The organism is Pseudomonas sp. LBUM1657 (assembly GCF_059716075.1).
Genome location: NZ_CP166799.1, coordinates 2089884 through 2111821 on the forward strand (window position 1 = coordinate 2089884; position 21938 = coordinate 2111821).

Consider the following 21938-nt stretch of genomic DNA (forward strand, 5'->3'; position numbering starts at 1 on the left):
CAATCAGTGGCATAGATGATCTGTCAGTGACATGATCTACAGAAGGTAAAGGGGGAGCGGACACAGTCGTTTTAGGTTTTTATTTGTCGGTGTCTGTTCAGTCTTTCGCTTCTTGGTACTTAGTATCAAATCCTGTATATCGAGAAGGAGTCTGATATGAAAAAGCTATTTGCTGTCACATTGTTAGGTATCTTGAGTACCTCAGCAATGGCGGTAGAGGAGCCGCTCACACTGAGTACTCCGGTGGTCGGCTCGGTCACCGTCGGTACAAGTTTGCTGGTCGGCGCTGCGGTTGTCGCGGGTGTAGTAGCCGCGTCCAACAGTGGCGGAAGTTCTAATGGTGGTACTAGCGGTACTGGTGGCACCACAGGTACCACAGGTACCAGTAATTGAAATAGCTGGCGGTGTTTGAACAAGGTCACACAGGGTTACCTGGGTGGCCTTGTTTTTTTGGATGTGCTCTCAACTAGCGTAGTGCCAATATGATTCGTAATTTTTCTGTTGCCATACTGGCAAGTATTACTTTGCAAGGCTGCATGTTTTCTCCTGGTCAACATATGGACACCAGCCAAATCGTTCGTGATGGAGCACCTGAGAGCAGTCGTGTTGAACTGATCCCTATCACGCCAAAATTGATCGCTATGAACGCGGCCGCTCAAGTAAGTGAGAACATTCCATCTGAGTTGTTACGCTACTCGCCGGAAAGTTATCGTATTGGCGCCAATGATTTGCTGTTTATTACGGTTTGGGACCATCCTGAATTAACTGCTCCTTCCGGTCCGCAGCAGCAAATCGATGCAAACGGGCGTCTTGTTCGCCCCGACGGAACTCTATTTTACCCCTATGTTGGCAATGTCGCAGCCGCCGGTAAAACAATTGAAGAGTTGCGTGACTATATATCCGGTCGATTGTCGCAGTTTGTTGAAAGTCCACAAGTAGACATCAGTGTTCTACGGTTCGCCAGCCAAAAAGTGATTGTTTCTGGAGCAGTCCTCAGGGCTGGGCAACAGCCACTTACCACAACACCGCTGAGTGTAGTGGAGGCAGTAGGTGCTGCTGGCATCGATCCTTTGAATGCTGATCTTTCAAGTCTGATCCTTACTCGTGATGGGCACGAATATAAGCTGGATCTGGACTCGTTGAACCGTCAGAACAACTCCCAATTGCCCAATGTCTACCTTAAGGGTGGCGATCAGCTCTATCTGGCCTACAACGATCGCAAGCGTATCTATGTCATGGGTGAAGTTGTCCAGCCTCGGGCGTTGAGCTTCAAGACTAAAACCATGAACCTGTCCGATGTGTTGGGCACGGTGGGTGGCTTGAACCAGACAACCTCTAATGGCAACGCCGTTTATGTAATCCGGGGCGTCGAAAACCTCGATAAGGAGCCGGCGAAGATTTTCCAATTGGAAGCCAACTCGCCGTCTGCCATGGCCTTGGCAACACGTTTTGATGTGCAAGCGCAGGATGTGGTCTATGTCGGGCCTGCCAATGTTACCCGCTGGAATCGCTTTATCAGCCAGTTGGTTCCGTCTGCATCCATCGTCGGCATAGGCGCAGCTGCTAGAAATGACATGAGCGAAGCCGGCAGCAGATAAGGGCAAAGTCTACCCGTGAATATTTTGCGCAGCAGCGCCTACTGGGCGATGGCTTTCATGTTGTGTGGGTGTAACCCACTGATGAAAGCCTCTTTCGATACTTTAAAAGCGTCCACTGTGGGGCCCGACTCTTTGGAGTTGACCCAGGCCCAGGTAGACGCTGTTCCCTTTCCTCAGATCAAAGTCACCACGTCCTCCAGCGAGGGCGTCATGGCGATGATTCGCCAGCGTGGCGACCTGCAGTTCTGGGTCGCGGCGGGCAAGCAGGTGCTGTTGATGCGCGACGGTTTGATCGTGCGCAGCGTCGGCCTGGGACCCAACCTCGATGGTACCCGCTGGGACGGCGAATCGCCGTTCAAGCGTGGTCTGCATCTACTGCCTGAAGGCTATAGCAGCACCCGCTGGATCGATATCTATGACGGCTACCACGTCGGGATTGTCGTAAACAGCCGGTTTACCCAGGAAGGCATCGAAGACGTCAAGGTGATGAACAAGTCGTATTCCTTGCTTCGTGTCGATGAGCGCATCGACGCACCTGAAATAGATTTCCATGCCGTCAATCGTTATTGGGTCCGGCCACGGGATGGTTTAGTCATTCAGAGCGAGCAGCATTTAACGCCCCAAATTTCCCTGAAGGTCATTCAGTTGCGTTCTGAGCAGGGAGCTATTAATTGAAGCGTCTGAACTTACTGTTTGCGGGCTTGCTGTTAGTCGGCTCAAGTCTGAGTCATGCCGACGTTACTGTTAGTGGTGATGTTCGCAGCCCTGGTCAATTCAAGATCGAACCGGGAGCACGTTTGCTGGATGTTATTACGGCTGCGCAACCCAATGCAGAAAGTTACTGGCTGGCTGCCGCCTGGTTGCGCCAGCCGTTGCTGGAACAACAGCGCCGGCTGAAAGTCGGCGTATTGTTTGATCTGAAAGTACTGCAGCGTGGCGCCTTGCTGTTTGAAAAGCCTGCCAGGGCCGCGTTGGCGGATCGCCTCTTTGAGGAGGTCGGTCGGTTGCCGGTCACGGGTCGCCAGGCGGCGATCCTTGACCCTGTTGCCGTAGAGGTCGGGTTTGCCCTGAACGATCGTCTCGATGACGGCGACCGCCTCGTCTATCCAATGCGCCCCGATACCGTGGAGGTATTGGGGGCTGTCGCTCAGCCGTGCCGGCTGCCGTATCGCGCGATGCAGGAAGCACGGGACTATCTGCGCTCTTGTCAGGCCTCGGCCGACGCCGAGAAGGATTACCTGTGGATTATCCAGCCGGATGGTCACACCCAGCGGATCGGAATCGCCTTGTGGAATCGGGAGGACGGGCATTGGCCCGCCGCCGGCAGCAAAATCCTGGTGCCGATCAAGAACGATGATCTTGACCCGCCCACCCCCGAACTCAACCAGCAGTTGGCCGAATTTCTCGCCACTCAACCTGTGGCTGAGGTGGCCCCTTGAAGTTACGTTTTGCAGCAGTCCTGTTGTTACCTTGTGGTTTGGCTCATGGAGAGCCGCGTTATACCCAGAATGATTTCGGTGGTGTGGGTCTGTTGCAAACACCCACCGCGCGTATGGCTCCGGCCGGCGAGTTGAGTGTCAATGCCAGTCGAACTGACCCCTACAGTCGTTACAGTCTTTCGCTACAGCCCTTTGATTGGCTTGAAGGCTCGTTTCGATATACCGCCATTACCAACCGTGCGTACGGACCTGAGTCATTTAGTGGGGACCAAAGCTTCAAGGACAAGGCGATCGATGCCAAAGCCCGCCTCTGGCAGGAGAGCCACTGGTTGCCAGAAGTAGCGTTGGGCTTCCGGGATATCGGTGGTACCGGATTGTTCTCCAGTGAATACTTCGTGGCCAACAAACGTGCTGGCAATATTGATTTCAGCCTCGGCATCGCCTGGGGCTACATCGGTAATCGCGGCGATTTCACTAACCCGCTTGCCGTCTTCGGCGACAAATTCGATGATCGTCCGCAAAGCAGTGCTGCGGTTGCCAGAGCAGGTGATGTGAATACGGATTCCTACTTCAGAGGATCCCCTTCTTTGTTTGGCGGTGTGTCTTATCAGACACCCTGGGCTCCCCTTAGCCTGAAACTCGAATACGAAGGCAATGACTATAAAAACGAGCCACTCGATAACGTCATCAAGCAAGACTCGCCGATCAACATCGGCGCAGTCTACAAACTGACTGACTCGATTGACCTCAGCGCGGCCTGGGAACGCGGCAATACCGCCATGTTCGGTATTACCCTGCACACTAACTTTTCCACCCGCAAGACGCCGGCAAAGACTTTTGATCCGCCAGCGGAACCTCTTCCGGCCCAGGTGCCGGTCACTTCTCCGGATCAGGTCAATTGGGCCAATGTGTCCCAACGCCTGCAGAGCAATGCCGGCTATAAAGTAGAGCGCATCACCCAGCGTGGGTCTGAATTGTTGGTTTACGGCGAGCAGTCGCGTTACTTCTATTCGGCGAAAGCCGTGGGCCGGGCCAGCCGGATTCTGGACAACAGCGTCAACGACGATATCGATTGGTTCACCTTGGTGAACAAGCGATACGACATGCCACTGGAGGAAACCAGTGTGCCCCGCGAAACGTTTCGCCAAGTGGTCAAAAACGAAGAGGAACTCAAAGACCTGCATCGCACCACTGAGGTCAACGCCGCGGTACCACACACCGAGACCACGCTCTACACAGAGGCGCGGGATCCTTTCTCTTATGGGCTGGGTCTGGGCTACAAACAAAACATCGGTGGGCCTGACGGTATGCTCTATCAGGTCACTGCCGATGCGGACGCTGAATATCGCTTTACTCGTAACACCTGGTGGAGCGGTTTGTTGAGCGTCAACTTGTTGAACAACTATGACAAGTTCACCTATGACGCTCCTAGCGGATTACCTCGCGTGCGTACGGACTTGCGCCAGTATTTGACGACCTCTGATGTCACCATGCCTACATTCCAGTTCAACCATGCCAGACAGTTGGATAAGGATCTTTACGGCATGGTTTATGGGGGCTATCTGGAGTCCATGTTTGCTGGTGTCGGCGGTGAGGTGCTCTTTCGACCGGCAGGCCAGCGATGGTCTGTAGGCGCTGATTTGAACTACGTTCGCCAACGTGACTTTGATCAGGGTTTTGGTCTGCGTGACTACTCGACTGTCACTGGCCACATCTCAGGCTATACCGACTTGCCTTTCGACGCTCAGGCAGCCGTCAGCGTCGGACGTTATCTGGCCCGCGACTGGGGGACCACGATCGATCTGTCACGTGAGTTCAGCAATGGAGTGCGATTCGGTGGCTGGGTCACACTGACCACGGCCACTAAAGAAGAGTATGGCGAAGGTAGTTTCGACAAGGGAATCTATATCTCCATCCCATTCGACGAGTTGATGAGTGTGTCGACGATGCGTCGCGCCAATATCGTCTGGGCGCCTTTGACCCGGGATGGTGGTGCACGGCTTAATCGCAGTTATTCGCTGCACAGCATGACGGATAGCCGCGACAGTGATTTGTTCTATCGCAACTTCGAGAAAATCACGGAGTAAGGGCTGACGATCTACAGGGCGAGTAACCCTGTAGATCGCTGTTGTGGACGGTCAGAAGGTAGTACTAGGAAGGGGCGTTGAGCGGGGCACTGCTTGAAAGTCGCCTGCACTCGGCAACTTTCCTGTGGCGCTCAGTACTTAAAGTCTGGTGATGCTCGAAAGCGGCAGGTTGATACGCTGTTCCCGTTGCAGGAAGTTCATCAGCAATATTACCCGTTCATCACCATCCATCCCGAGAAATAGCGCTTCCAGCTCTGCAAAAGAACCCTGGTTGATGCGCACCAAGTCACCCTCGGTCAGCAGTGATTCTTCCGATGATTCGCGCTCACGCAGTTGCAGGTGACCGATTACCTCATCTGCAATCGCTGCAGGCTGCCCGCCAAAACTGACCGTCCTCAATACCCCTCGTGTCGAACGCAATGGCGCCCAGTTGTCGTGCGCGCTGAGCTGGATAAACAGATAGCCGGGAAACAACGACTCGCAGAGGGTTTGTCGCCTGCCCCGCAAAAGACGCTCACGTCGATAAGTCGGGCGATAGCATTGATAACCCTGACGCTGCAGGTTTTCCTCGGCGCGCTCATCCTGCTTGGCCTTGCAGTGGATCAGGTACCAGGCGGGCGTGGCGAATTGTTCACTCGTGTTCATACGAGTCTTCCTTACTGGGCGAGTTGGTGGTCTTGAGCGTGCGCCGGACCAAAGGTAAAGGGGACTTTCGTCCCCTGATTTATTCCTGGCGCACACTCAATAGCTAAAGGCTTGGCCGTCAGTAAATGTCTTTTGACAGCAAGGTGAACGGCGTCTTCACCAGGATTTTAAGATCCAGCCACAGCGACCAGTTATTGATGTACTTAAGGTCGATTTCGACGCGCTTTTGCATCTTGTCGATGGTGTCGGTCTCGCCGCGGCACCCGTTAATTTGAGCCAGCCCGGTAATTCCCGGTTTGATTCGGTGGCGAGCCATATAGGCGAGAATCTTGCCAGAGTAGTAGTCGTTGTGCGCAACGGCATGAGGACGTGGCCCGACCAACGCCATATGACCTTGCAGGACATTGAACAACTGCGGCAGCTCATCGATTGAAGTGCGACGGATAAAACGTCCGATAGGGGTAATCCGCGAGTCGTTACGACTGGCCTGCTTGACCTCATGATCGTCATGCACGCGCATCGAACGAAACTTCCAGACTTTGATGACCTTGCCGTTCCACCCGTGACGATCCTGCTTGAAGAAAACCGGGCCGTGGGAGGTGAGTTTGACGGCCAGGCCAATGATCAGCAGTAACGGGCTTAGAAGAATAATGGCCATCAATGCCACGCTTTTATCGAGCAGACTTTTACTCAGCGCGGCGGTGGGTTGGCTAGTCAGTGGGCTTTCATTCAAATAGATCGCCGGAAGGCCGTCCACATCACTTACCGAGTGATTGAGCAGTGTCAGGCTGTTCAGGTCCGGAACCCAGACGACGTCGACGTTGGCATCCAGCAAGTCGATATACATGGCTTCGATCTTTGCTGCTTCATTCAGGGGCAGCGTGATGTACAGACGTCGAATGTCATGAGTCTTGATCAGCTCCAGTAGTTCCTCCTGTGGGCCTACGACAGGTGGAGAACCCGCTTCCAGCAAGGGGGTGGTGTCGGAACTTACCAGTCCGACCAAGGGGAAGTGCTCGAGGGTACGAAGTTTGTTAGCCAATCCCAATGCCAGCTCGCCAGTACCAACGATCAACGTTTTACGCTCACTTTGAAGTGACCGTTGGTAGTACTTCGAAAAACCATGGAGCGGGACATACAACAATGCCTGCCCGATGTAGCTACAGATAGCCCATACCAAAATGATTTGACGAGAAAATAGTTCATTGGCCTTACAGATGAAGGCGACTATAGCTAACGCCGCTAATGTCATTGACCAGCCCATCAGTAACCGTCCCAGCCCTGCCAGGTAGTTATCCTTCTTTGCATAGACACCACACCATGAGTAGGCGGGGACCGATGCCAGCACAGTTAGTATGGCGCACACGCGGTAGTAGAACTCTACCGTTCCTGTCTGGTAATAAACCAGTAGATATAACAGGGCAACAACAAAGCCCATCCCAAGCGCCCACTGTCCCCAGAAGGTCAGTCCTTTGAGGTTGGTATTTCGATTGATACGAAGATTGTTAACCATGCGATATCCCCAAAATACGTCCATTCGCGTGTTGACAGACAACAGCCAAAGTTTATTAAGCAAAAATTATTGTTTTTATAAGATGGCATTGCGTTAACGAGCGAAACGCCAGCGTGCGGCGCTCTCATCAGTGAATAGATTAATTTATTGGGAGGAAGGCTGTCTGACGACTTTTAACGCATGACAGGTGCATCTTGTTGTTATGCAAGGAAGAGGTCGGCGTTAGAAATTGTCGATATTTAAGCGGTGGGTGCTATGTGCAGGAGGGGTTTTCAAAGGTTAGGAAAAGGCAGGTGTTAACATAAGTGGAGGTGCTTTTTTATTTTTGTTTTGCACTACCAGATCGTCTTTTGAATTGAGTCAGGTGAGGCTTTTTCCGCGTGTGATTTTCTGTATCAGGCAGTAGCCACGATTTCTGACTGCTCGAAAAAGACGTTCGCCGTTACTGGCATTCTTAAACTTTTCCTGTAGTCGGCTTAGGCACATCTCGAGACCACGATAGTGCTCGGGTTCTCTGCCAATGCTCCGGATAAGATCGTCTTTACTGACTACGCGATCGTCATGGTGCAACATCTTTTCAACCAGTGCGGCCTCTAGGCCAGTCAAGACAATCTCAACATCATCTTTGACCAAAGCGCCGCTGCCATTGCTCAATCGCCATGATTCACTGAATGGAAAGTGCGATTTGGCCACCGTGGACAGAGAGTTCCTGTTGTTATCCTGAGCTTCATCTACAAGTGAGTGGAAAGTGTCGGCCTGCGCAGATCGCCACTCAGATTCAAATGTCGAGAGTATGCGCTGTGTATCATGCTTGATAACGGGAGGGACCATTCTGGCCACCTGCGGGAAAATGAACTCCATAAGTTTAGGGGCAGAAGAAGGTGGGGCACCTTCCACAAACATTTTTGCCTGTGATGTGCCGAAGGAGTTATATCGCTTGCTCGATAATAACGCCTCAAGTTCAAGTTGTAATGCCGGACTATGAGTAACGACAACAAAGTATTTTCTGGGGAGGGTTGTGCTGCTTTCCATGTCTCTCTCCTGAAGTGCACGCCTGGTATTTGGTTTAAAGGTTGTCGGCAGGGGAGTAATGGCTCCCTTGGAAGTAATCAAAGGGCAACGCTCGTGCCAGTATATGACTGGCGGCATGCTCGACTCTGTCAGCTATAAAGGAGACTTTGGTGTTGTGAGTCAGCATGGTCATGCGTTCGTGGAGTCGATTGAATAGTTCTGGGTTGCCAGTGAGTTTGAGGCTCAAGTCTAGGCTTGAAACGGAGATCTTTATATAGTCGAATAAATTCAGAGTTGTAAAGATTTCGATACTTTCATCGTGGATGTTGTAATCGTCGAAGGCGATTTCTATGCCGTGATCTTTCAAGAGATACACGTTGTGGAGGATTTTCTTTTTATCCGCGAAACTGACTGCCGAGAGGGGCAGCTCATTTAGAGCGATAACCAGTGTCTGGCCAAGATCACGCAGGGCGCCACTGGACTGTATCAACTCTTCTGTCAGCGCAGAGTTGACGAGATCTGCCTGCCGTACGCAAACGAATCTTCGACTTAAGTATTTATTTTCGCTGGATGTGTTGCGATCTTTCAGCGAAAAGGCAATCAGCCGAGTCTGCATGATCACTTCACTATAGATGCCACTCATTTCTCGCGCCGTAAGTGCGCAGGATGCATGAGCGGGCAGACCCTGACTGTCGTCAAACTGTATTCTGATCTCGCTGCCAAACGGGCGGTCATCGCGAGTCAAAATTAATTGTCGAGATAGGTAATGATTCGCACAGTCGAAGTGTGGCACGCTCCCCATTGCGTTCATAATGCAATAACTCCCTTGCATATTAATAATCAGGCGGTTGAGATCAGACCCCTGATTAAACGGTATCCATGCCCGCGAATGCTTTGAATGGCATTGGTGCCATACATGCCTTTTATTTTTCCGCGAAGGCGGCTAATAGACTTTTCCAAGGCTCTTGGGTCATAAAAGTTTATATTCAGCCCCATGATTTTGGCGATTTCATCATGGCTCAATATTTGGTTCTTTGTTTGAGAAAAAGCCTCAAGAATATTCATTTCTGCAAATGAAACATCCAGCTTTTTATAGTCCCCAATAAGGCACATACGAGTAGGGTCTAAAAGCAGGCTATGTTTTTCCTGCCATTCTGCACTATCAAAAAACTCGGAAAGTACGTCAGTATTTTCCTCCGGGAAACTACTGAATTTAATACAATGGTCGGCCCCTGCAAAATAGTATTTCATCTTGTTATAGGTGCCTTTCCCCGTAATCGCGACGAAAATTATTAGTGCCAAGTTGTCGGCGCGAATATTTTCCACCAGGGCGAGGCTTTCAATAAACGCCTGGGGACTGTCAATGACGATAAAAACCGCACGGTACGAATTAGGATTCTTGCTTTTATTGAATGAGTTGCTGTAGCACGTTGCATCAACGGGTACATCATTGCCTACGTGGCTTGCGACTAGTTCTCTGAAGCCCTCAGCGAGTGCGGGGGTCCGCCCAATGGCGAGAATTCCGGTCTCCTCCTTCGCGTGGCTGTGGGTTGAAGTCGTTATTTTCCCTGTAAGCATCATGCTTTGACTCGGCTGGGTGCTGACATTTGGATGTTAAAGCACCGATTCTCATTTGTGACTGACAATTGGTAACATTTCACGGATTTTTCAGTAGCTCATCACGATTTTTTTAACATTGCTGTCGAATTTGACATGATCCTTTGCTCTTCTGTGATTCTGGTGCTGAACCATCTAGGACATTCTCCTGGGTTGACAAGGCATAGCATTGTGCCATCTTTTGTCTCGATATCCCGATTTTCCGGATCAATAGGCTGTACATACGGCTAAATCTCATGTTTCTTGTAGTTTTAAATGGCGACGTTATCTAGCTGCAGGACTAGGCTACTTGAAATACAAGTTCGAGTTTTCTTCAGTGGGATACTATCCAATAATAACGGCTATATAACGTTTAGATTCGCGATGTCAATCCTGGACATTTAATAACATTGAGTTTTAATGTGTGCCGTAATGCGTTTTAATTTCCAGTTGGACTCATGGATTTTATCAAGGATAAATAAAGAGGTAATCAACGGGTTCCTTGTTTCCGATGAACGTTGCTATTTCGATGTGCTGCTATCAGATTTCAAGTGATCGAATAGCCAACAAATTCTTCATGTTCAGTAGTAGGAGGGCCTAATGGGGGATTGATGGACTACCGTATTAGGGGGGCTGTGGATCATGTTGACGATATGCGCTGGATCGACGCCCTTAAGATCGGTCTCGCACTATGCCTAGCGATGATCCCGGGCACTTCGCGTTCCGGATCGACCATTATCGGCGGGCTGTAGATTGGTCTGTCACGCAAGGCAGCCACAGAGTTTCCGTTCTTCCTGGCTATGCAAACGATGGTTGGTGCCGCCGTTTACTCAGGTTATAAGTATCGGGATGTGTTCCAGTCCGGTGACCTGCCAGTTTTTGCCTTCGGTTCGTGACGGCGTTCTTTTTCGCCATGATTGCCGTGCGCGGTTTGCTCAAGTTTATCGCCGGTGATGGGCCAACTGGACTGCGACTGCTGCACTCTGAAATTTCCATCAGACTTGGGAGCAAGCAGCCTGGTGGTAAGAAGCGTTTAACGTTAACGCCCCTCAAGCAACTCCGCCGCTTGATCCAGCAAGGCCAAAGGTTCTTTAGCTTTATGGATATCCACTGACAACAACTGCCGAAACTTGCGCCCGCCCGGAAACCCGGTGCCCAGTCCCAGCACATGCCGGGTGATATGGTGCATCGAACCACCCGCATCGATGTGCGCAGCAATGTAAGGCCGCAACTGCGCCAGTGCCTCAGCCCGGCTGATCACCGGCGCCGTGCTGCCGAACAGCTGCTGATCCACCTCAGCCATTACATAGGGATTGTGATACGCCTCACGGCCCAGCATGACGCCGTCAAACGTCTGCAAATGCTCGTGACAAGCTTCCAGCGTCTTGATCCCGCCGTTCAAAATGATCTCCAACTCCGGAAAGTCCGCCTTCAACCGCGCCGCCACGTCATAGCGCAGGGGCGGAATATCGCGGTTCTCCTTCGGCGACAAGCCCTCCAGAATCGCAATCCGCGCATGCACCGTAAAACTCGTGCACCCGGCATCCCGAACCGTACCGACGAAATCACACAACTGCTCGTAGCTGTCCCGTCCATTAATCCCGATCCGATGCTTCACCGTCACCGGAATCGACACCGCATCGCGCATTGCCTTCACACAATCGGCCACCAACTGCGGGTGCCCCATCAGGCACGCACCGATCATATTGTTCTGCACCCGATCACTCGGGCAGCCGACATTCAGATTCACCTCGTCGTAACCGTGGTCCTGGGCCATACGCGCACAGGCGGCCAGATCCAAGGGGACACTGCCACCGAGTTGCAGAGCGAGTGGATGTTCAGCTTCGTTGTGACGCAGGAAGCGGTCGTGGTCGCCGTTGAGCAGCGCGCCGGTGGTGACCATTTCCGTGTAGAGGAGCGCGTGTTTGGAGAGCAGGCGCAGGAAAAAACGACAGTGGCGGTCAGTCCAATCCATCATGGGTGCGACGGAGAAGCGGCGGGAGAGTGGGGCGGGTGTGGCGGCGATTAGGGGCATTGGCGTTTCTGGAATGGGTGGGGCTTGAGGATGGGGAGTTTATCAGGATTGAACAGAAGGGGTTGAGACGAGTCTCGGCCGTTGGATTTCACGGTTGTGGTGTGGTGAAAGCTGCGGGCGTAGTGGCTGTTATAGAAAGAGAATTGCTACACGATTAAAGTGCGCCGCAACGGCGGAAATATGTCCGCCGTTGTGCGGGCTGCCTGAGACTCCGTGAGCTCTGATTTTGCCATTGCTTCGCCGTTGGGCACAGGCTTCGCCAGCGGGCCCAGGGGATGTGTCGGCAACTAAAACGGGCTATTTAGTCTCTGGCGTTGCTATCCACTGCCCCAGAACTTTTTGGTAATTACCCGTCACCTTTGCCAAGTGCAGCCATTGATCGACATACAACTTCCAGCTGATGTCGTCACGCGGCAACAAATAAGCCTTCTCACCGTATTGCATAAATTGTGTCGGATTAACCGCACATAAACCGGGTTTAAGCTTCTGCTGATACAGCGCCTCCGAAGCATCGGTAATCATCACATCAGCTTTTTTGTCCAGCAGCTCCTGGAAGATGGTCACGTTATCGTGAAGCCGTAGTTGCGCCTTGGGTAGAAAGGCATGAACAAAAGCCTCGTTGGTACCGCCGGCCGGTTCAACCAGGCGCACGGAAGGTTGGTTGATTTGCTCGACGGTCTGGTACAGCGCCTGATCTTCGCAACGCACCAGAGGGATTTTGCCGTCGACATCCAGGGTGGTGCTGAAGAAGGCCTTTTTTTGCCGTTCCAGAGTGACCGAGATCCCGCCGACGCCGATGTCGCATTTGCCCGCGAGCATGTCGGGCATCAGGGTTTTCCAGGTGGTCTGCACCCACTCGACCTTGACGCCCAGGCTGTCGGCGAGCGAGCGGGCCATGGTGATGTCGATCCCCGAGTACTCGCCGTTCTCGGCTTTGTAGGTATAGGGTTTGTAGTCACCGGTCGTGCAAACGCGTAGTTGGCCTTGTTGCTGGACGGTGTCCAGATGTGAAGCGGCTTGCTGTGCCTGAACGCCGAAGGATAGAGCGATCAGTCCACTGAGCATCATCGTGTTTTTTATGCTTTTCATTGTAATTGGGCTTTTGTGATGGGGCAGGTTTGGAAGTGGGATTAGTGTAGTGACGCAACTTCTCGACTGTCATCAGCGACGAAAAAGGGCGCCACTGGCGCCCTTTTTTTGTCCGTCTGTGGACTGGCCTTGATGTCATCCTGATTGCTGTGAGTGACATGCCTCGCTGTGATTATGGGAATCGATGGTCGGCCCTGCCTTGATGGCAAGGTCAAGCGCTTCTTTGGGGAGGTTATTGCCCCATGGGCATCTTCATCATGCTCGATTGCTGATCCATCATTTTCATCATCATGCCCATCATCTGGTCTGAGCGGTCCTTGCCGCCGGTCATGCCTTTGCCCATCCCCATGCCTTGGCAATGGTTGTGCATTACCCCCATGCTGTCCTTCATTGTGACCATGCCTTCCTGCATGGCGGCCTGGCGTTCGGCCGGGGTTTTGGCAGTGATCATTTTTTCGTGGGCTGCCTGCATTTTTTGCATCTGTTCGCTGATGGCCTTGTCTTGTGTAGGGGCGATAGCCGGTGTGGTTGGCGGTGTGTCGGGGTGATGTTCGTCGATGGCCAGAGCAACCAATGGGCTGCTGATGAGCAGCGCGGCGACGAGTGATTTGAAGTATTTGTGCATGGGAATCTCCAGGGAATCAGGGAGGTACAGGAAGTATTGAGCCGCGCTAAAGGGGCGCCGCGAAGCGTGCGACAGGAATTCCAGGCGCTCGGATGACGGTTTTAATCGTTGAAACGAACGAAGCGCAGGCGGGCAGGTGGCCGGGGTGGCGCCGGGCGGCGTAAGGTGAGGAAGGCGAACGGAGTCGAGGAGCGGGCACTCAGAATCAGTACGGGCAGTAGAAGCAGGGTGGCCCAAAGGGTGTGTTGGTCGGTAGGCAAGGTCAGTGTGGGGCTCAATGCTGTAGCGGTGCGTTCGCAGTATTGCAGGCAACCGCTGGCATGCTGCTCGTGACTGTCGTTATGGCTGAGGTTGCTGATTTCATGGGCGGCGGCCAGGTCATGAGGCGGCAGGCTCAGGCATCCCTGGCTAGCCGCTACCGCACAGGCCAACATCCACAGTGCGAGCACTTGGCGGATCAGCAGCGGTAGGCGAGAGCGGAACCAGAACATGTCGTGTATTCGAACTGAGGGGGTATGTTGAGCTTAGTCCAGGGCAGGAGGCTGTCGTTGATCCATATCAAATGATCCCCCTTTACGTTACTCCGCGCTCATTTCCATTTCCGGGCTCAGCGTCCCCAGCCAAGCCACCAGCCCAACAATCAACACTGCCGTCGCCAATTCCACCACTACACTGCGCCGCAAGGCGTTCGCCGCCACCCGATGTTGCCCTTCCCGCATCGACCTCTCCAAAAGCGGCCCAAGGTGAAACCGGTTCAACGCGGCGAGCACCAGCATTCCTGCAAACAACGCCACTTTGATGAACAGCAAAACGCTGTAGGTGGTGAGGAACCCGTCATTAAGATTGGGGCCCACAATGAACAGGTAGTTCACGACCCCCGTCACTGTGACGATCACCACGATCAGAGCGCCTGCCGATTCAAATCGAGTGACCGCCCGAGCCAGTAGTCTGATGCCTTCTTCGATTAACAGCGCGTTGATCCTTGTCATCAACGCAAACGCGACCAACGCGCCTAGCCAGGCGCCCACTGCCAGTAAATGAAGAATGTCGGTCGCGAAATGCCAATACCGACGACTGCCTTCATCCATCGCCCCATGGCCACTCCAGGCCAGGCTGGCGAGGGCAATGCCGCCAGCAACAGACGCCATCAGCAAGCTGAGGCCGGGGACGCGTTTGTTGAGCATGACGGCCAATCCGGCGACAACCATCGCAACGATCCGAACGGTCCAGGCCAGACCTACGTCCGTCTCAAACACCATCATCTCGATATGTGGACGCAGCTGGGCAAAGTCTGATTCCCCGCTCATCACACTCACCATCACCACCATGCTGGCCGCGGACAACAGCACTCCCAGAACCGCCGTCCCCGCCAGCATCGACCGAAACGGCAACACCGCCCCCGACACCCGTTCCCGTCCTTCAAGGCTGTACAACCCAAACAGCGCCATCCCGAACAACAGCATCAAATCCACATACAACGCAAACCGCAGGGCAATGCTGATCGAATCGCTCATCAATCACTTCACTTTGAACGTGACGTTGCCAGTGATCGGGTGAGTATCTGAAGACACCGCGCGCCATTCGACTTTGTAGGTACCGACGGGCAGTGGTGAGAGCGGGGTGATGATCATGGTTTTCGGGTCGCTACCGCCGGTGACTTTGGCTTTCACGGGCATGGGGGCGTGAGCCATACCGGGCATTTCGGTCATGACCAGTTTTGCGCCGGAAAATTGGGTCATGAGGTTTTCGGAGAAGTGCAGTTCGATCTTGCCCGGCGCCCCGCCAGCCACGCCTTCGGCTGGAGAGGAGGACAGCAGTTTCGGGTGGGCCTGAGCCAGTGCGTTCATGAACAGTCCGACAGAAAGTGCGAGGGCAACAACGGTGGTTTTGAACATGCGCATGCAAGACCTCTTTCCGCTCGAAGCGGTTGTTTTTTGCTGGTTGAGTGAGTGCGTTTTAGAACCACATCCGAACGCCGAGGACGAGGCGTGCTTCGCTGCGGTCCTCACCTTCGTCGGTGGCGTAATCGGCGGTTTTGCCGTAAGTGCGGTTCCAGGTCACACCAATGTACGGCGCGAATTCCCTGCGGATTTCGTAGCGCAGGCGCAGGCCGGCTTCGGTATTGGCCAGGCCGGAACCGATGCCCCGTTGCGGGTCGTTTTTGCCATAGACGTTGAGTTCGGCGGTCGGCTGCAGAATCAGTCGGTTGGTCAGGAGGATGTCGTAGTCGCCTTCAAAGCGCGCGGCAGTTTGGCCATCTTCTCCGATGAAGGCTGTGGCTTGCGCTTCAAAGTTGTACAGGGCCATACCCTGTACGCCGAACGCGGCCCAGGTTTGCGGGGCGCCGGGTTTGAAGTCCTGACGAACGCCGGTCACTACGTCCCACCATGGGGAAATCGCATGGCCCCAAAGCGCCTGGATTTCGGCGTCTTCGGTTTTACCGTTGGTGCGTTCACCTTCGGAGCGCAGCCACAGGCGATCGACGTCGCTGCCGATCCAGCCCGAGAGGTCCCAGGCCAATGTGCTGCCGTTTTCGGCATCCTGCCATTCGAGTTTGTCGGCGAGGAAGTAGTGGTTGAGCGCAGTGTCATGCACGGCGTGGCCGGCCGGGCTGACGAATACGGCAGCGCGGTCGGCATCGGTCAATGTGGGGATCGGTGTGCGACTTTGGGGCGGTGCGGCGGGCTGCATCTGGCCGTCGTCCATGTTTTGCATTGGACTGTGGTCCATGCCGTTCATCTGGCTATGATCCATGCCCTGCATGTCGTTGGTGGCGGCCAATGCCGAAGAGAGTGTCAGGCCCGCTGTCACGAGCACCAAAGGGATCGTAGTGAGTCTGGTCATGGGTAGCGCCTCATTCTTCTACGCGAACTTCACGGAACATGCCCATTTCCATGTGATAAAGGAGATGGCAGTGATAAGCCCAGCGGCCGAGCGCATCGGCGGTGACCCGATAGCTGCGTCTGGAGCCCGGTGGCATGTCGATCGTGTGTTTGCGCACCATGAACTGGCCGTTCTCGTCTTCGAGGTCGCTCCACATGCCATGCAGGTGGATCGGGTGGGTCATCATCGTGTCGTTGACCAGCACCACCCGGACCCGCTCGCCGTACTTGAGTCGCAGCGGTTCGGCGTCGGAAAATTTCACGCCGTTGAACGACCAGGCGAATTTCTCCATGTGACCGGTAAGGTGCAGTTCGAGGGTGCGCCCGGGCTCGCGGCCGTCCGGGTCTTCAAAGGTGCTGTGCAGGTCGGAATAGGTCAGGACGCGGCGACCGTTGTTGCGCAGGCCCAGGCCCGGGTCGTCGAGTTTGGGGGCGGTGCTCATGGCTTGCATGTCCACCAGCGGGTTGTTGTTTTCCGTATCGGGATGAGACTGCATGCCTTGCATGGCGCTGTGATCCATACCGGCCATGCTGCCGTGATCCATCCCGCCCATGCCCATGTCATCCATGGTCACCAGTGGCCGAGGATCCAGTGGCGGCACCGGTGCAGACAAACCAGCCTTCGCCGCCAGCGTACCGCGGGCATAGCCGGTCCGATCCATCGACTGGGCGAACAAGGTGTAGGCGTCCTGGGTCGGCTCGACGATTACGTCGAACGTCTCCGCCACCGCGATGCGAAATTCGTCGACGCTCACCGGTTTTACGTACAGACCGTCTGCCGCGACCACCGTCATTTTCAAACCGGGAATACGCACGTCGAAGTACGTCATGGCAGAGCCGTTGATAAACCGCAGCCGCAGTTTTTCGCCCGGCCGGAACATGCCGGTCCAGTTCATGTTTGGCGCCTGGCCATTCATCAAGTAGGTGTAAGTCGCGCCGCTGACGTCGGCCAGGTCCGTCGGATTCATCTTCATTTCGGCCCACATCTTTCGATCGGCGACCGTAGAACTCCAACCCTGCTCACTGACGTCGTGGATGAAATCAGCCACGGTGCGCTTGTTGTAGTTGTAGTAATCGGATTGCTTTTTCAGGGTTTTCATCAGGCTAACCGGGTCTTCGTCGGTCCAGTCAGTGAGCATCACCACGTAATCGCGGTCGTACTGGAAAGGCTCCGGCTCTTTCGCGTCGATCACCAACGGTCCATAGACGCCGGACTGTTCTTGAAAGCCCGAATGACTGTGGTACCAGTAAGTGCCGTTCTGCCGGACCTTGAATTGGTAGACGTACACGCCACCTGGCTCGATGCCGTGAAAGCTCAGCCCCGGCACACCGTCCATGTTGGCCGGCAGCAAGATGCCGTGCCAGTGAATGGAAGTGGTGTCCTTGAGTTTATTCCTCACCCGTAACGTGACCGTGTCGCCTTCACGCCAGCGCAACAAGGGGCCAGGAATGCCGCCGTTGATGGCCATGGCGGTACGCGGGTTACCGGTAATGTTGACCGGGGTTTCGCCGATGAACAGCTCAAACTCGGAACCCGCCAGCACATTCGCCTCGCCAGGGCTGGTGACCGCCCAGACAGGCGTGCGCCATAACCCGAGACCGCCTAGCAGCCCGCCTGCGGCCAGCCCCTTCACGAAGGTGCGTCGAGATGTGTTGGAGTGCATGCCGTTGTTCCCGGTCCGTCAGTTTGGAGAGAAGTTGAGGACGAGGCTACCGGGCGCTGCCTTTCAGCAGGCTGAGGCGCAGATTACAGTTTTGACAGGTTCAGGAGCAGTGAAGCGGGAGGAGGGCGCCGCTGGACGGGTGCCCTTTCTTACAGATGTGTATCAGGTTTGGACGCATCGGCCACGGTGGAACCACCGCAGTTGATATACGAAGAAGACTTCAACCAACGCTGATCCGGGTAGTACGAGAACAACAACTGCCCGTCCTTCATCGAGTCGATCAGCTTATGCGCAATCGCCGGCCGCACAGCCGGACAGCCCAGGCTTCTACCGATCCGGCCGTTCGCTCGGGCAAGTACCGGGCTGACATAAGGTGCGCCGTGAATGACGATCGCGCGCTCGAACGCATTGTCGTTGAAACCCGGCTCCAACCCTTCCATACGCAACGAGTAGCCATTCTGCCCGACATAGCTCGATTGGGTTCGGTACAAGCCCAGACTAGTGGCGAAGCTTTCATTCTGATTGGAGAACTTGACCGCCATGTTCTCGCCGCTGTTTCGGCCATGGGCGACCAGTTCATGGAACAGCAACTTGCGCTTTTTAAGATCGAACACCCACAAACGTTGTTCGGTCGACGGCAGGGAGTAGTCGATGACGGCCAGTCTTTGGACAGGTGCCGCGCCTTGGGCCAAGCTGCATTGGGAGGCACGTACGGCCAGACCGATGACTTTGGCGTTAGCGTCGGGTGCGGCTTTGACCAGCGCGGCCTCAAGCGAATCGGCGTAGGCTGCCGGTACCGAGACTGACGTCAGCAGCAGGACGGTGAATAAAAAGCCAAAGCGGTCTGGCGCCATATGTAAGTCTCACAGTAATGGTTCGAGTCTAGCAGTGGGCAGGAGGCTAGCCGTTGAATACGGGAGATTAAGGATTATTCATGGGGCACTTAACAAGGTTATTCGTCATAAGCCGCATCTTTTTTATGGGCTTTCTGATCAGCGGCGCAACAATCGGGCAAACTTCGGCGATTGAGCTGGTATCTCCGGTCAGCAGCAGAACCGGGGCAGCACCTGACGATATCGTCGGCCAGGCGATTCAGGCGTCGCTTTTGCCCTTGAGTTCAGCGTTTCCTCCGTTACTCACTTCTCCGCGTCATCTACGGGTGGATCCGGACCGCGTCGTCATGGATTTTTATATGCATCGCGGTTATCGCCCGGCCTGGACGAACGACAGCGATGTCATCCAGTTATTGAAAAGCCTCAGCGACACCCAGGCCGATGGACTGGACCCGGCGGACTTTCATATTGATGTGTTGGCGTCAGCCAGAGCGTCGATGCAAAGTACAGCGCCAACCCCGGCGCAACGGGCGGCGTTCGATATCGCGGCGACCCGGACTTTCATCACCGCACTGCTGCAGTTACGCCGCGGCAAGGTCGATCCATCGCGTCTGGACATTCATTGGAATTTCGATCCCGTCGGCGTCGATCCTCGCGACGACATGAATAACTTCTTTGCCTCACTTGATGCTCATGATGTGGCGCTTGCGTTCGCTAAAGCACCGCCACAGGAAACGGTTTACCGAAGCTTGCGCGAAGGCCTGGCGCAGTTGCGCAGGATTCGGGATGCGGGAGGATGGCCAAAGATTGCCGAAGGGCAGTCGCTCAAGCCTGGCATGGACGACGCTTCTGTCGCGCAGTTGCGTGCCCGTTTGGTGGCAGGTGGTTATCTGGCCCCGCAAGCGACGAAGCGCACGGATTACGATGAAAGTGTCACGGCCGCGGTGAAGAAGTACCAGTCCGAACAATACCTCGGCGCGGACGGCGTTGCGGGGGCGGCGACGCTGGCTGCGTTGAACGTGTCGGTCGATGCACGTATCGATCAGGTCCGGGTGAACATGGAGCGTGCGCGCTGGTTGTTGTACAAACTCCAGGGCACTTTTGTCATCGTCGACATTGCCGGGTACAAAGTGGCTCTTTACCGCGACGGCAAGGCGATATGGCGTTCCCGGGTACAGGTCGGTAAACCGTTTCGCAGTACACCGGTGTTTCAATCCGAGATTACCTACGTCACGTTCAACCCGACCTGGACCGTGCCGCCAACGATTCTCGTCAAAGATATGCTGCCGAAGATTCAAAGTGATCCTGGCTACCTGGCCGCCAACCGTATCCGGGTGATTGATCGAGAGGGTAATGTGCTCGATCCGTCGACTGTCGACTGGAGCCACCCCCGCGGCCTGACCCTGCGACAGGACGCCGGTCCTGATAACTCGCTGGGCCAGGTGGTTATCCGGTTTCCCAATGACTACGCGATTTATCTGCACGACACGCCCCATCGCGAACTGTTTGCTCAAACGTTCCGTGCCACCAGTTCAGGCTGCATACGGGTTGAAAATCCGCTGCAACTGGTAGAGCTGTTGTTCAACGATCCGGTGCGTTGGAATAGCGCCGGGATTCAGGCACAGCTAGCCACTGGCAAGACCGAAAACATCAGGCTTCCGGTCAAAGTACCGGTGCTGTTGGCGTATTGGACGGTAGACCTGGGGAGCGATGGTCGAGTGGTGTTCAAACCCGACATATACGGGTACGACTCTGCTGTACTGCGGGGATTGAACAGGCCTTCGCAATTGCCCGTTCTGGATTGGCTGCGAGCAGGTACCCCCTCGATGGTGACGGGGCAAAATAACCTGTAGCCAAAACGGATGCTGTATTTATTATCGTTGTAAAAAGGCCTGATCATCGGCGTTTGAATGACGCGAGCGCTCTGCATCAACCTTTGCGCTCCGTCGCAGAGTGAAGCTAAGCGGTTGGCTCACCGGTTGAAAACTATCACAATGCAAATTGACGTCGATGAACGATGCAAAGGGATAGGGAATCTGAAGATGGATGTTGCGCAAAAAAAATCGTCACTCACTACAAGTCAGCTTGATGTGCATGACTTCGATGAGTGTCGCAACATTCAAAAAGGTCCGGTGTTTATCATCGCCTCAGGAGCGTCTGCGAAAGGCTTTCCGCTGGAGCGTTTTGCAGATATTCCGATGATCACCATGAACGGGGCCATCTCGATGTTCATCGGGTCTGATATCAAACCGTTCTTTTACGCTTGCACGGACGAAGCTTTTTACCGAGAGCAACCCAATCTTTTCTCTGAAGCCATGCACATCAGTCAGCGGGTAGCCGTGTGGGAAGACCACATCCAGCATGAAGCGCTTGCACCCGAGGGTGAACTTTATTTGCTGACGCGGGCGCCAAAGCTTTCCTGGAGCGAACTGGTTTTTCGGCGAGATAAAGAACTCGTCAGAAGTCGAAAACTTGGCACTGGCCGTAATAGAAGCCTCGGTTTCAGCAAGAACCTTAAGCGAGGTTTTTTCGACGCCCGCACAGTGGCGTACCTGGCGCTGCAAATTGCTTATCACGTTGGGTTTACCAAGGTGTTTTTGGTGGGCGTCGACCTGGATCAGTCGGTGGGTCGCTTTTATGAAGAGGCAGGCAAGTTTGTTTCACCTTGTACCCTCGATGAACACTTTTATACGAGGATCCTGCCGTCATTCGAGATCTTGTCGAAGTACGTCGTGGATGATGATTTTCAAGTCTACAACCTGTCCAATTCCTCGCGGATTCCCGGTGAGCTAGTTCCGCGGGTGACGCTGGATGAGATCGATAAGATGATTTGAAGGTTTTGCGGCCAGGAATCTGCCATAAAGAAAAAATGGGCGTCCATGGGGGCGCCCAATTTTTTTGCCTGTAGCGTCCATGACTTC

The 21938-nt window shown here is 54.3% G+C and carries 21 protein-coding genes and 1 pseudogene; 8 read left to right on the plus strand and 14 right to left on the minus strand.

Annotation, left to right across the window (positions count from 1 at the left end; translation table 11 throughout):
- The first annotated feature begins 156 nt into the window (after positions 1 to 156).
- From ACA055_RS09515 to ACA055_RS09535, 5 genes are all read left to right on the plus strand, one after another.
- Positions 157 to 393 carry a hypothetical protein gene (locus tag ACA055_RS09515; protein ID WP_497683388.1) on the plus strand — a complete coding sequence of 79 codons (237 nt, stop codon included), beginning with the start codon at positions 157 to 159 and terminating at the stop codon, positions 391 to 393.
- Positions 394 to 482: 89 nt separating this feature from the next.
- Positions 483 to 1598 (plus strand): polysaccharide biosynthesis/export family protein, encoded by a 1116-nt coding sequence (locus tag ACA055_RS09520; RefSeq protein ID WP_497683389.1) that lies wholly within the window; start codon positions 483 to 485, stop codon positions 1596 to 1598.
- A gap of 15 nt (positions 1599 to 1613) precedes the next feature.
- A complete protein-coding gene (locus ACA055_RS09525; RefSeq protein ID WP_497683390.1) occupies positions 1614 to 2273 on the plus strand; it encodes a YjbF family lipoprotein in 660 nt (219 codons plus the stop codon).
- Positions 2270 to 3037 (plus strand): capsule biosynthesis GfcC family protein, encoded by a 768-nt coding sequence (locus ACA055_RS09530; RefSeq protein WP_497683391.1) that lies wholly within the window; start codon positions 2270 to 2272, stop codon positions 3035 to 3037. The genes ACA055_RS09525 and ACA055_RS09530 overlap by 4 nt, the downstream gene beginning before the upstream one ends.
- Positions 3034 to 5124 (plus strand): YjbH domain-containing protein, encoded by a 2091-nt coding sequence (locus tag ACA055_RS09535; RefSeq protein ID WP_497683392.1) that lies wholly within the window; start codon positions 3034 to 3036, stop codon positions 5122 to 5124. The genes ACA055_RS09530 and ACA055_RS09535 overlap by 4 nt, the downstream gene beginning before the upstream one ends.
- Before the next feature lie 138 nt (positions 5125 to 5262).
- Here ACA055_RS09535 and rfaH read toward each other — a convergent pair whose 3' ends face one another.
- The 5 genes from rfaH to ACA055_RS09560 form a co-directional block, all read right to left on the minus strand.
- Positions 5263 to 5769 (minus strand): transcription/translation regulatory transformer protein RfaH, encoded by a 507-nt coding sequence (gene rfaH, locus ACA055_RS09540; RefSeq protein WP_497683393.1) that lies wholly within the window; start codon positions 5767 to 5769, stop codon positions 5263 to 5265.
- Between the two features lie 118 nt (positions 5770 to 5887).
- Entirely contained in the window at positions 5888 to 7282 is a 1395-nt protein-coding gene (locus ACA055_RS09545) for an undecaprenyl-phosphate glucose phosphotransferase (protein ID WP_497683394.1), read from the minus strand.
- 360 nt (positions 7283 to 7642) lie between these two features.
- Positions 7643 to 8314 carry a winged helix-turn-helix domain-containing protein gene (locus ACA055_RS09550; protein WP_497683395.1) on the minus strand — a complete coding sequence of 224 codons (672 nt, stop codon included), beginning with the start codon at positions 8312 to 8314 and terminating at the stop codon, positions 7643 to 7645.
- A gap of 34 nt (positions 8315 to 8348) precedes the next feature.
- Positions 8349 to 9125, minus strand: coding sequence for an EAL domain-containing protein (locus ACA055_RS09555; RefSeq protein WP_497683396.1), 777 nt, complete (start codon positions 9123 to 9125; stop codon positions 8349 to 8351).
- An 8-nt stretch (positions 9126 to 9133) separates the two neighbouring features.
- A complete protein-coding gene (locus tag ACA055_RS09560) occupies positions 9134 to 9874 on the minus strand; it encodes a winged helix-turn-helix domain-containing protein (RefSeq protein WP_497683397.1) in 741 nt (246 codons plus the stop codon).
- A gap of 653 nt (positions 9875 to 10527) precedes the next feature.
- On the opposite strand from ACA055_RS09560, the pseudogene ACA055_RS09565 reads away from it, so the two are divergent.
- Positions 10528 to 10835: pseudogene (locus ACA055_RS09565) on the plus strand (undecaprenyl-diphosphate phosphatase); the annotation flags it as partial.
- 93 nt (positions 10836 to 10928) lie between these two features.
- Here ACA055_RS09565 and dusA read toward each other — a convergent pair.
- The 9 genes from dusA to ACA055_RS09610 form a co-directional block, all read right to left on the minus strand.
- Positions 10929 to 11924 carry a tRNA dihydrouridine(20/20a) synthase DusA gene (gene dusA, locus ACA055_RS09570; RefSeq protein ID WP_497683398.1) on the minus strand — a complete coding sequence of 332 codons (996 nt, stop codon included), beginning with the start codon at positions 11922 to 11924 and terminating at the stop codon, positions 10929 to 10931.
- Positions 11925 to 12221: 297 nt separating this feature from the next.
- Positions 12222 to 13013: a transporter substrate-binding domain-containing protein gene (locus ACA055_RS09575; protein ID WP_497683399.1), complete on the minus strand. Its 792-nt coding sequence runs from the start codon at positions 13011 to 13013 to the stop codon at positions 12222 to 12224.
- 232 nt (positions 13014 to 13245) lie between these two features.
- The gene (locus ACA055_RS09580) at positions 13246 to 13638 is read right to left on the minus strand and encodes a hypothetical protein (RefSeq protein WP_497683400.1); all 393 of its coding nucleotides are present in this window, start codon (positions 13636 to 13638) and stop codon (positions 13246 to 13248) included.
- Between the two features lie 101 nt (positions 13639 to 13739).
- Positions 13740 to 14129, minus strand: coding sequence for a hypothetical protein (locus ACA055_RS09585; protein ID WP_497683401.1), 390 nt, complete (start codon positions 14127 to 14129; stop codon positions 13740 to 13742).
- An 87-nt stretch (positions 14130 to 14216) separates the two neighbouring features.
- On the minus strand, positions 14217 to 15152 hold the full coding sequence (gene copD, locus ACA055_RS09590; RefSeq protein WP_497683402.1) for a copper homeostasis membrane protein CopD: 936 nt from the start codon (positions 15150 to 15152) through the stop codon (positions 14217 to 14219).
- A gap of 3 nt (positions 15153 to 15155) precedes the next feature.
- On the minus strand, positions 15156 to 15539 hold the full coding sequence (gene copC / locus ACA055_RS09595; protein WP_497683403.1) for a copper homeostasis periplasmic binding protein CopC: 384 nt from the start codon (positions 15537 to 15539) through the stop codon (positions 15156 to 15158).
- A 55-nt stretch (positions 15540 to 15594) separates the two neighbouring features.
- A complete protein-coding gene (locus ACA055_RS09600; RefSeq protein ID WP_497683404.1) occupies positions 15595 to 16482 on the minus strand; it encodes a copper resistance protein B in 888 nt (295 codons plus the stop codon).
- A 10-nt stretch (positions 16483 to 16492) separates the two neighbouring features.
- A complete protein-coding gene (locus ACA055_RS09605; RefSeq protein WP_497683405.1) occupies positions 16493 to 18184 on the minus strand; it encodes a copper resistance system multicopper oxidase in 1692 nt (563 codons plus the stop codon).
- A gap of 149 nt (positions 18185 to 18333) precedes the next feature.
- Entirely contained in the window at positions 18334 to 19038 is a 705-nt protein-coding gene (locus tag ACA055_RS09610; protein ID WP_497683406.1) for a murein L,D-transpeptidase catalytic domain family protein, read from the minus strand.
- An 80-nt stretch (positions 19039 to 19118) separates the two neighbouring features.
- Here ACA055_RS09610 and ACA055_RS09615 point away from each other — a divergent pair, with 80 nt between their 5' ends.
- Positions 19119 to 20870: a L,D-transpeptidase family protein gene (locus tag ACA055_RS09615; RefSeq protein ID WP_497683407.1), complete on the plus strand. Its 1752-nt coding sequence runs from the start codon at positions 19119 to 19121 to the stop codon at positions 20868 to 20870.
- Between the two features lie 189 nt (positions 20871 to 21059).
- Positions 21060 to 21851 carry a WaaZ-like lipopolysaccharide core biosynthesis protein gene (locus tag ACA055_RS09620; RefSeq protein WP_497683408.1) on the plus strand — a complete coding sequence of 264 codons (792 nt, stop codon included), beginning with the start codon at positions 21060 to 21062 and terminating at the stop codon, positions 21849 to 21851.
- Positions 21852 to 21938: the final 87 nt, after the last annotated feature.

What these genes read in the sequence shown, in the direction of transcription:
- ACA055_RS09550 (WP_497683395.1), bottom strand. Translation starts at nt 8,314, where the DNA reads ATGGAAAGCAGCACAACCCTCCCCAGAAAATACTTTGTTGTCGTTACT.
- ACA055_RS09580 (WP_497683400.1), bottom strand. Translation starts at nt 13,638, where the DNA reads ATGCACAAATACTTCAAATCACTCGTCGCCGCGCTGCTCATCAGCAGC.
- ACA055_RS09610 (WP_497683406.1), bottom strand. Translation starts at nt 19,038, where the DNA reads ATGGCGCCAGACCGCTTTGGCTTTTTATTCACCGTCCTGCTGCTGACG.
- ACA055_RS09520 (WP_497683389.1), top strand. Translation starts at nt 483, where the DNA reads ATGATTCGTAATTTTTCTGTTGCCATACTGGCAAGTATTACTTTGCAA.
- copD (WP_497683402.1), bottom strand. Translation starts at nt 15,152, where the DNA reads ATGAGCGATTCGATCAGCATTGCCCTGCGGTTTGCGTTGTATGTGGAT.
- copC (WP_497683403.1), bottom strand. Translation starts at nt 15,539, where the DNA reads ATGCGCATGTTCAAAACCACCGTTGTTGCCCTCGCACTTTCTGTCGGA.
- ACA055_RS09575 (WP_497683399.1), bottom strand. Translation starts at nt 13,013, where the DNA reads ATGAAAAGCATAAAAAACACGATGATGCTCAGTGGACTGATCGCTCTA.
- ACA055_RS09600 (WP_497683404.1), bottom strand. Translation starts at nt 16,482, where the DNA reads ATGACCAGACTCACTACGATCCCTTTGGTGCTCGTGACAGCGGGCCTG.
- ACA055_RS09620 (WP_497683408.1), top strand. Translation starts at nt 21,060, where the DNA reads ATGGATGTTGCGCAAAAAAAATCGTCACTCACTACAAGTCAGCTTGAT.
- ACA055_RS09615 (WP_497683407.1), top strand. Translation starts at nt 19,119, where the DNA reads ATGGGGCACTTAACAAGGTTATTCGTCATAAGCCGCATCTTTTTTATG.
- rfaH (WP_497683393.1), bottom strand. Translation starts at nt 5,769, where the DNA reads ATGAACACGAGTGAACAATTCGCCACGCCCGCCTGGTACCTGATCCAC.
- dusA (WP_497683398.1), bottom strand. Translation starts at nt 11,924, where the DNA reads ATGCCCCTAATCGCCGCCACACCCGCCCCACTCTCCCGCCGCTTCTCC.
- ACA055_RS09555 (WP_497683396.1), bottom strand. Translation starts at nt 9,125, where the DNA reads ATGCAAGGGAGTTATTGCATTATGAACGCAATGGGGAGCGTGCCACAC.
- ACA055_RS09515 (WP_497683388.1), top strand. Translation starts at nt 157, where the DNA reads ATGAAAAAGCTATTTGCTGTCACATTGTTAGGTATCTTGAGTACCTCA.
- ACA055_RS09545 (WP_497683394.1), bottom strand. Translation starts at nt 7,282, where the DNA reads ATGGTTAACAATCTTCGTATCAATCGAAATACCAACCTCAAAGGACTG.
- ACA055_RS09560 (WP_497683397.1), bottom strand. Translation starts at nt 9,874, where the DNA reads ATGATGCTTACAGGGAAAATAACGACTTCAACCCACAGCCACGCGAAG.
- ACA055_RS09605 (WP_497683405.1), bottom strand. Translation starts at nt 18,184, where the DNA reads ATGCACTCCAACACATCTCGACGCACCTTCGTGAAGGGGCTGGCCGCA.
- ACA055_RS09585 (WP_497683401.1), bottom strand. Translation starts at nt 14,129, where the DNA reads ATGTTCTGGTTCCGCTCTCGCCTACCGCTGCTGATCCGCCAAGTGCTC.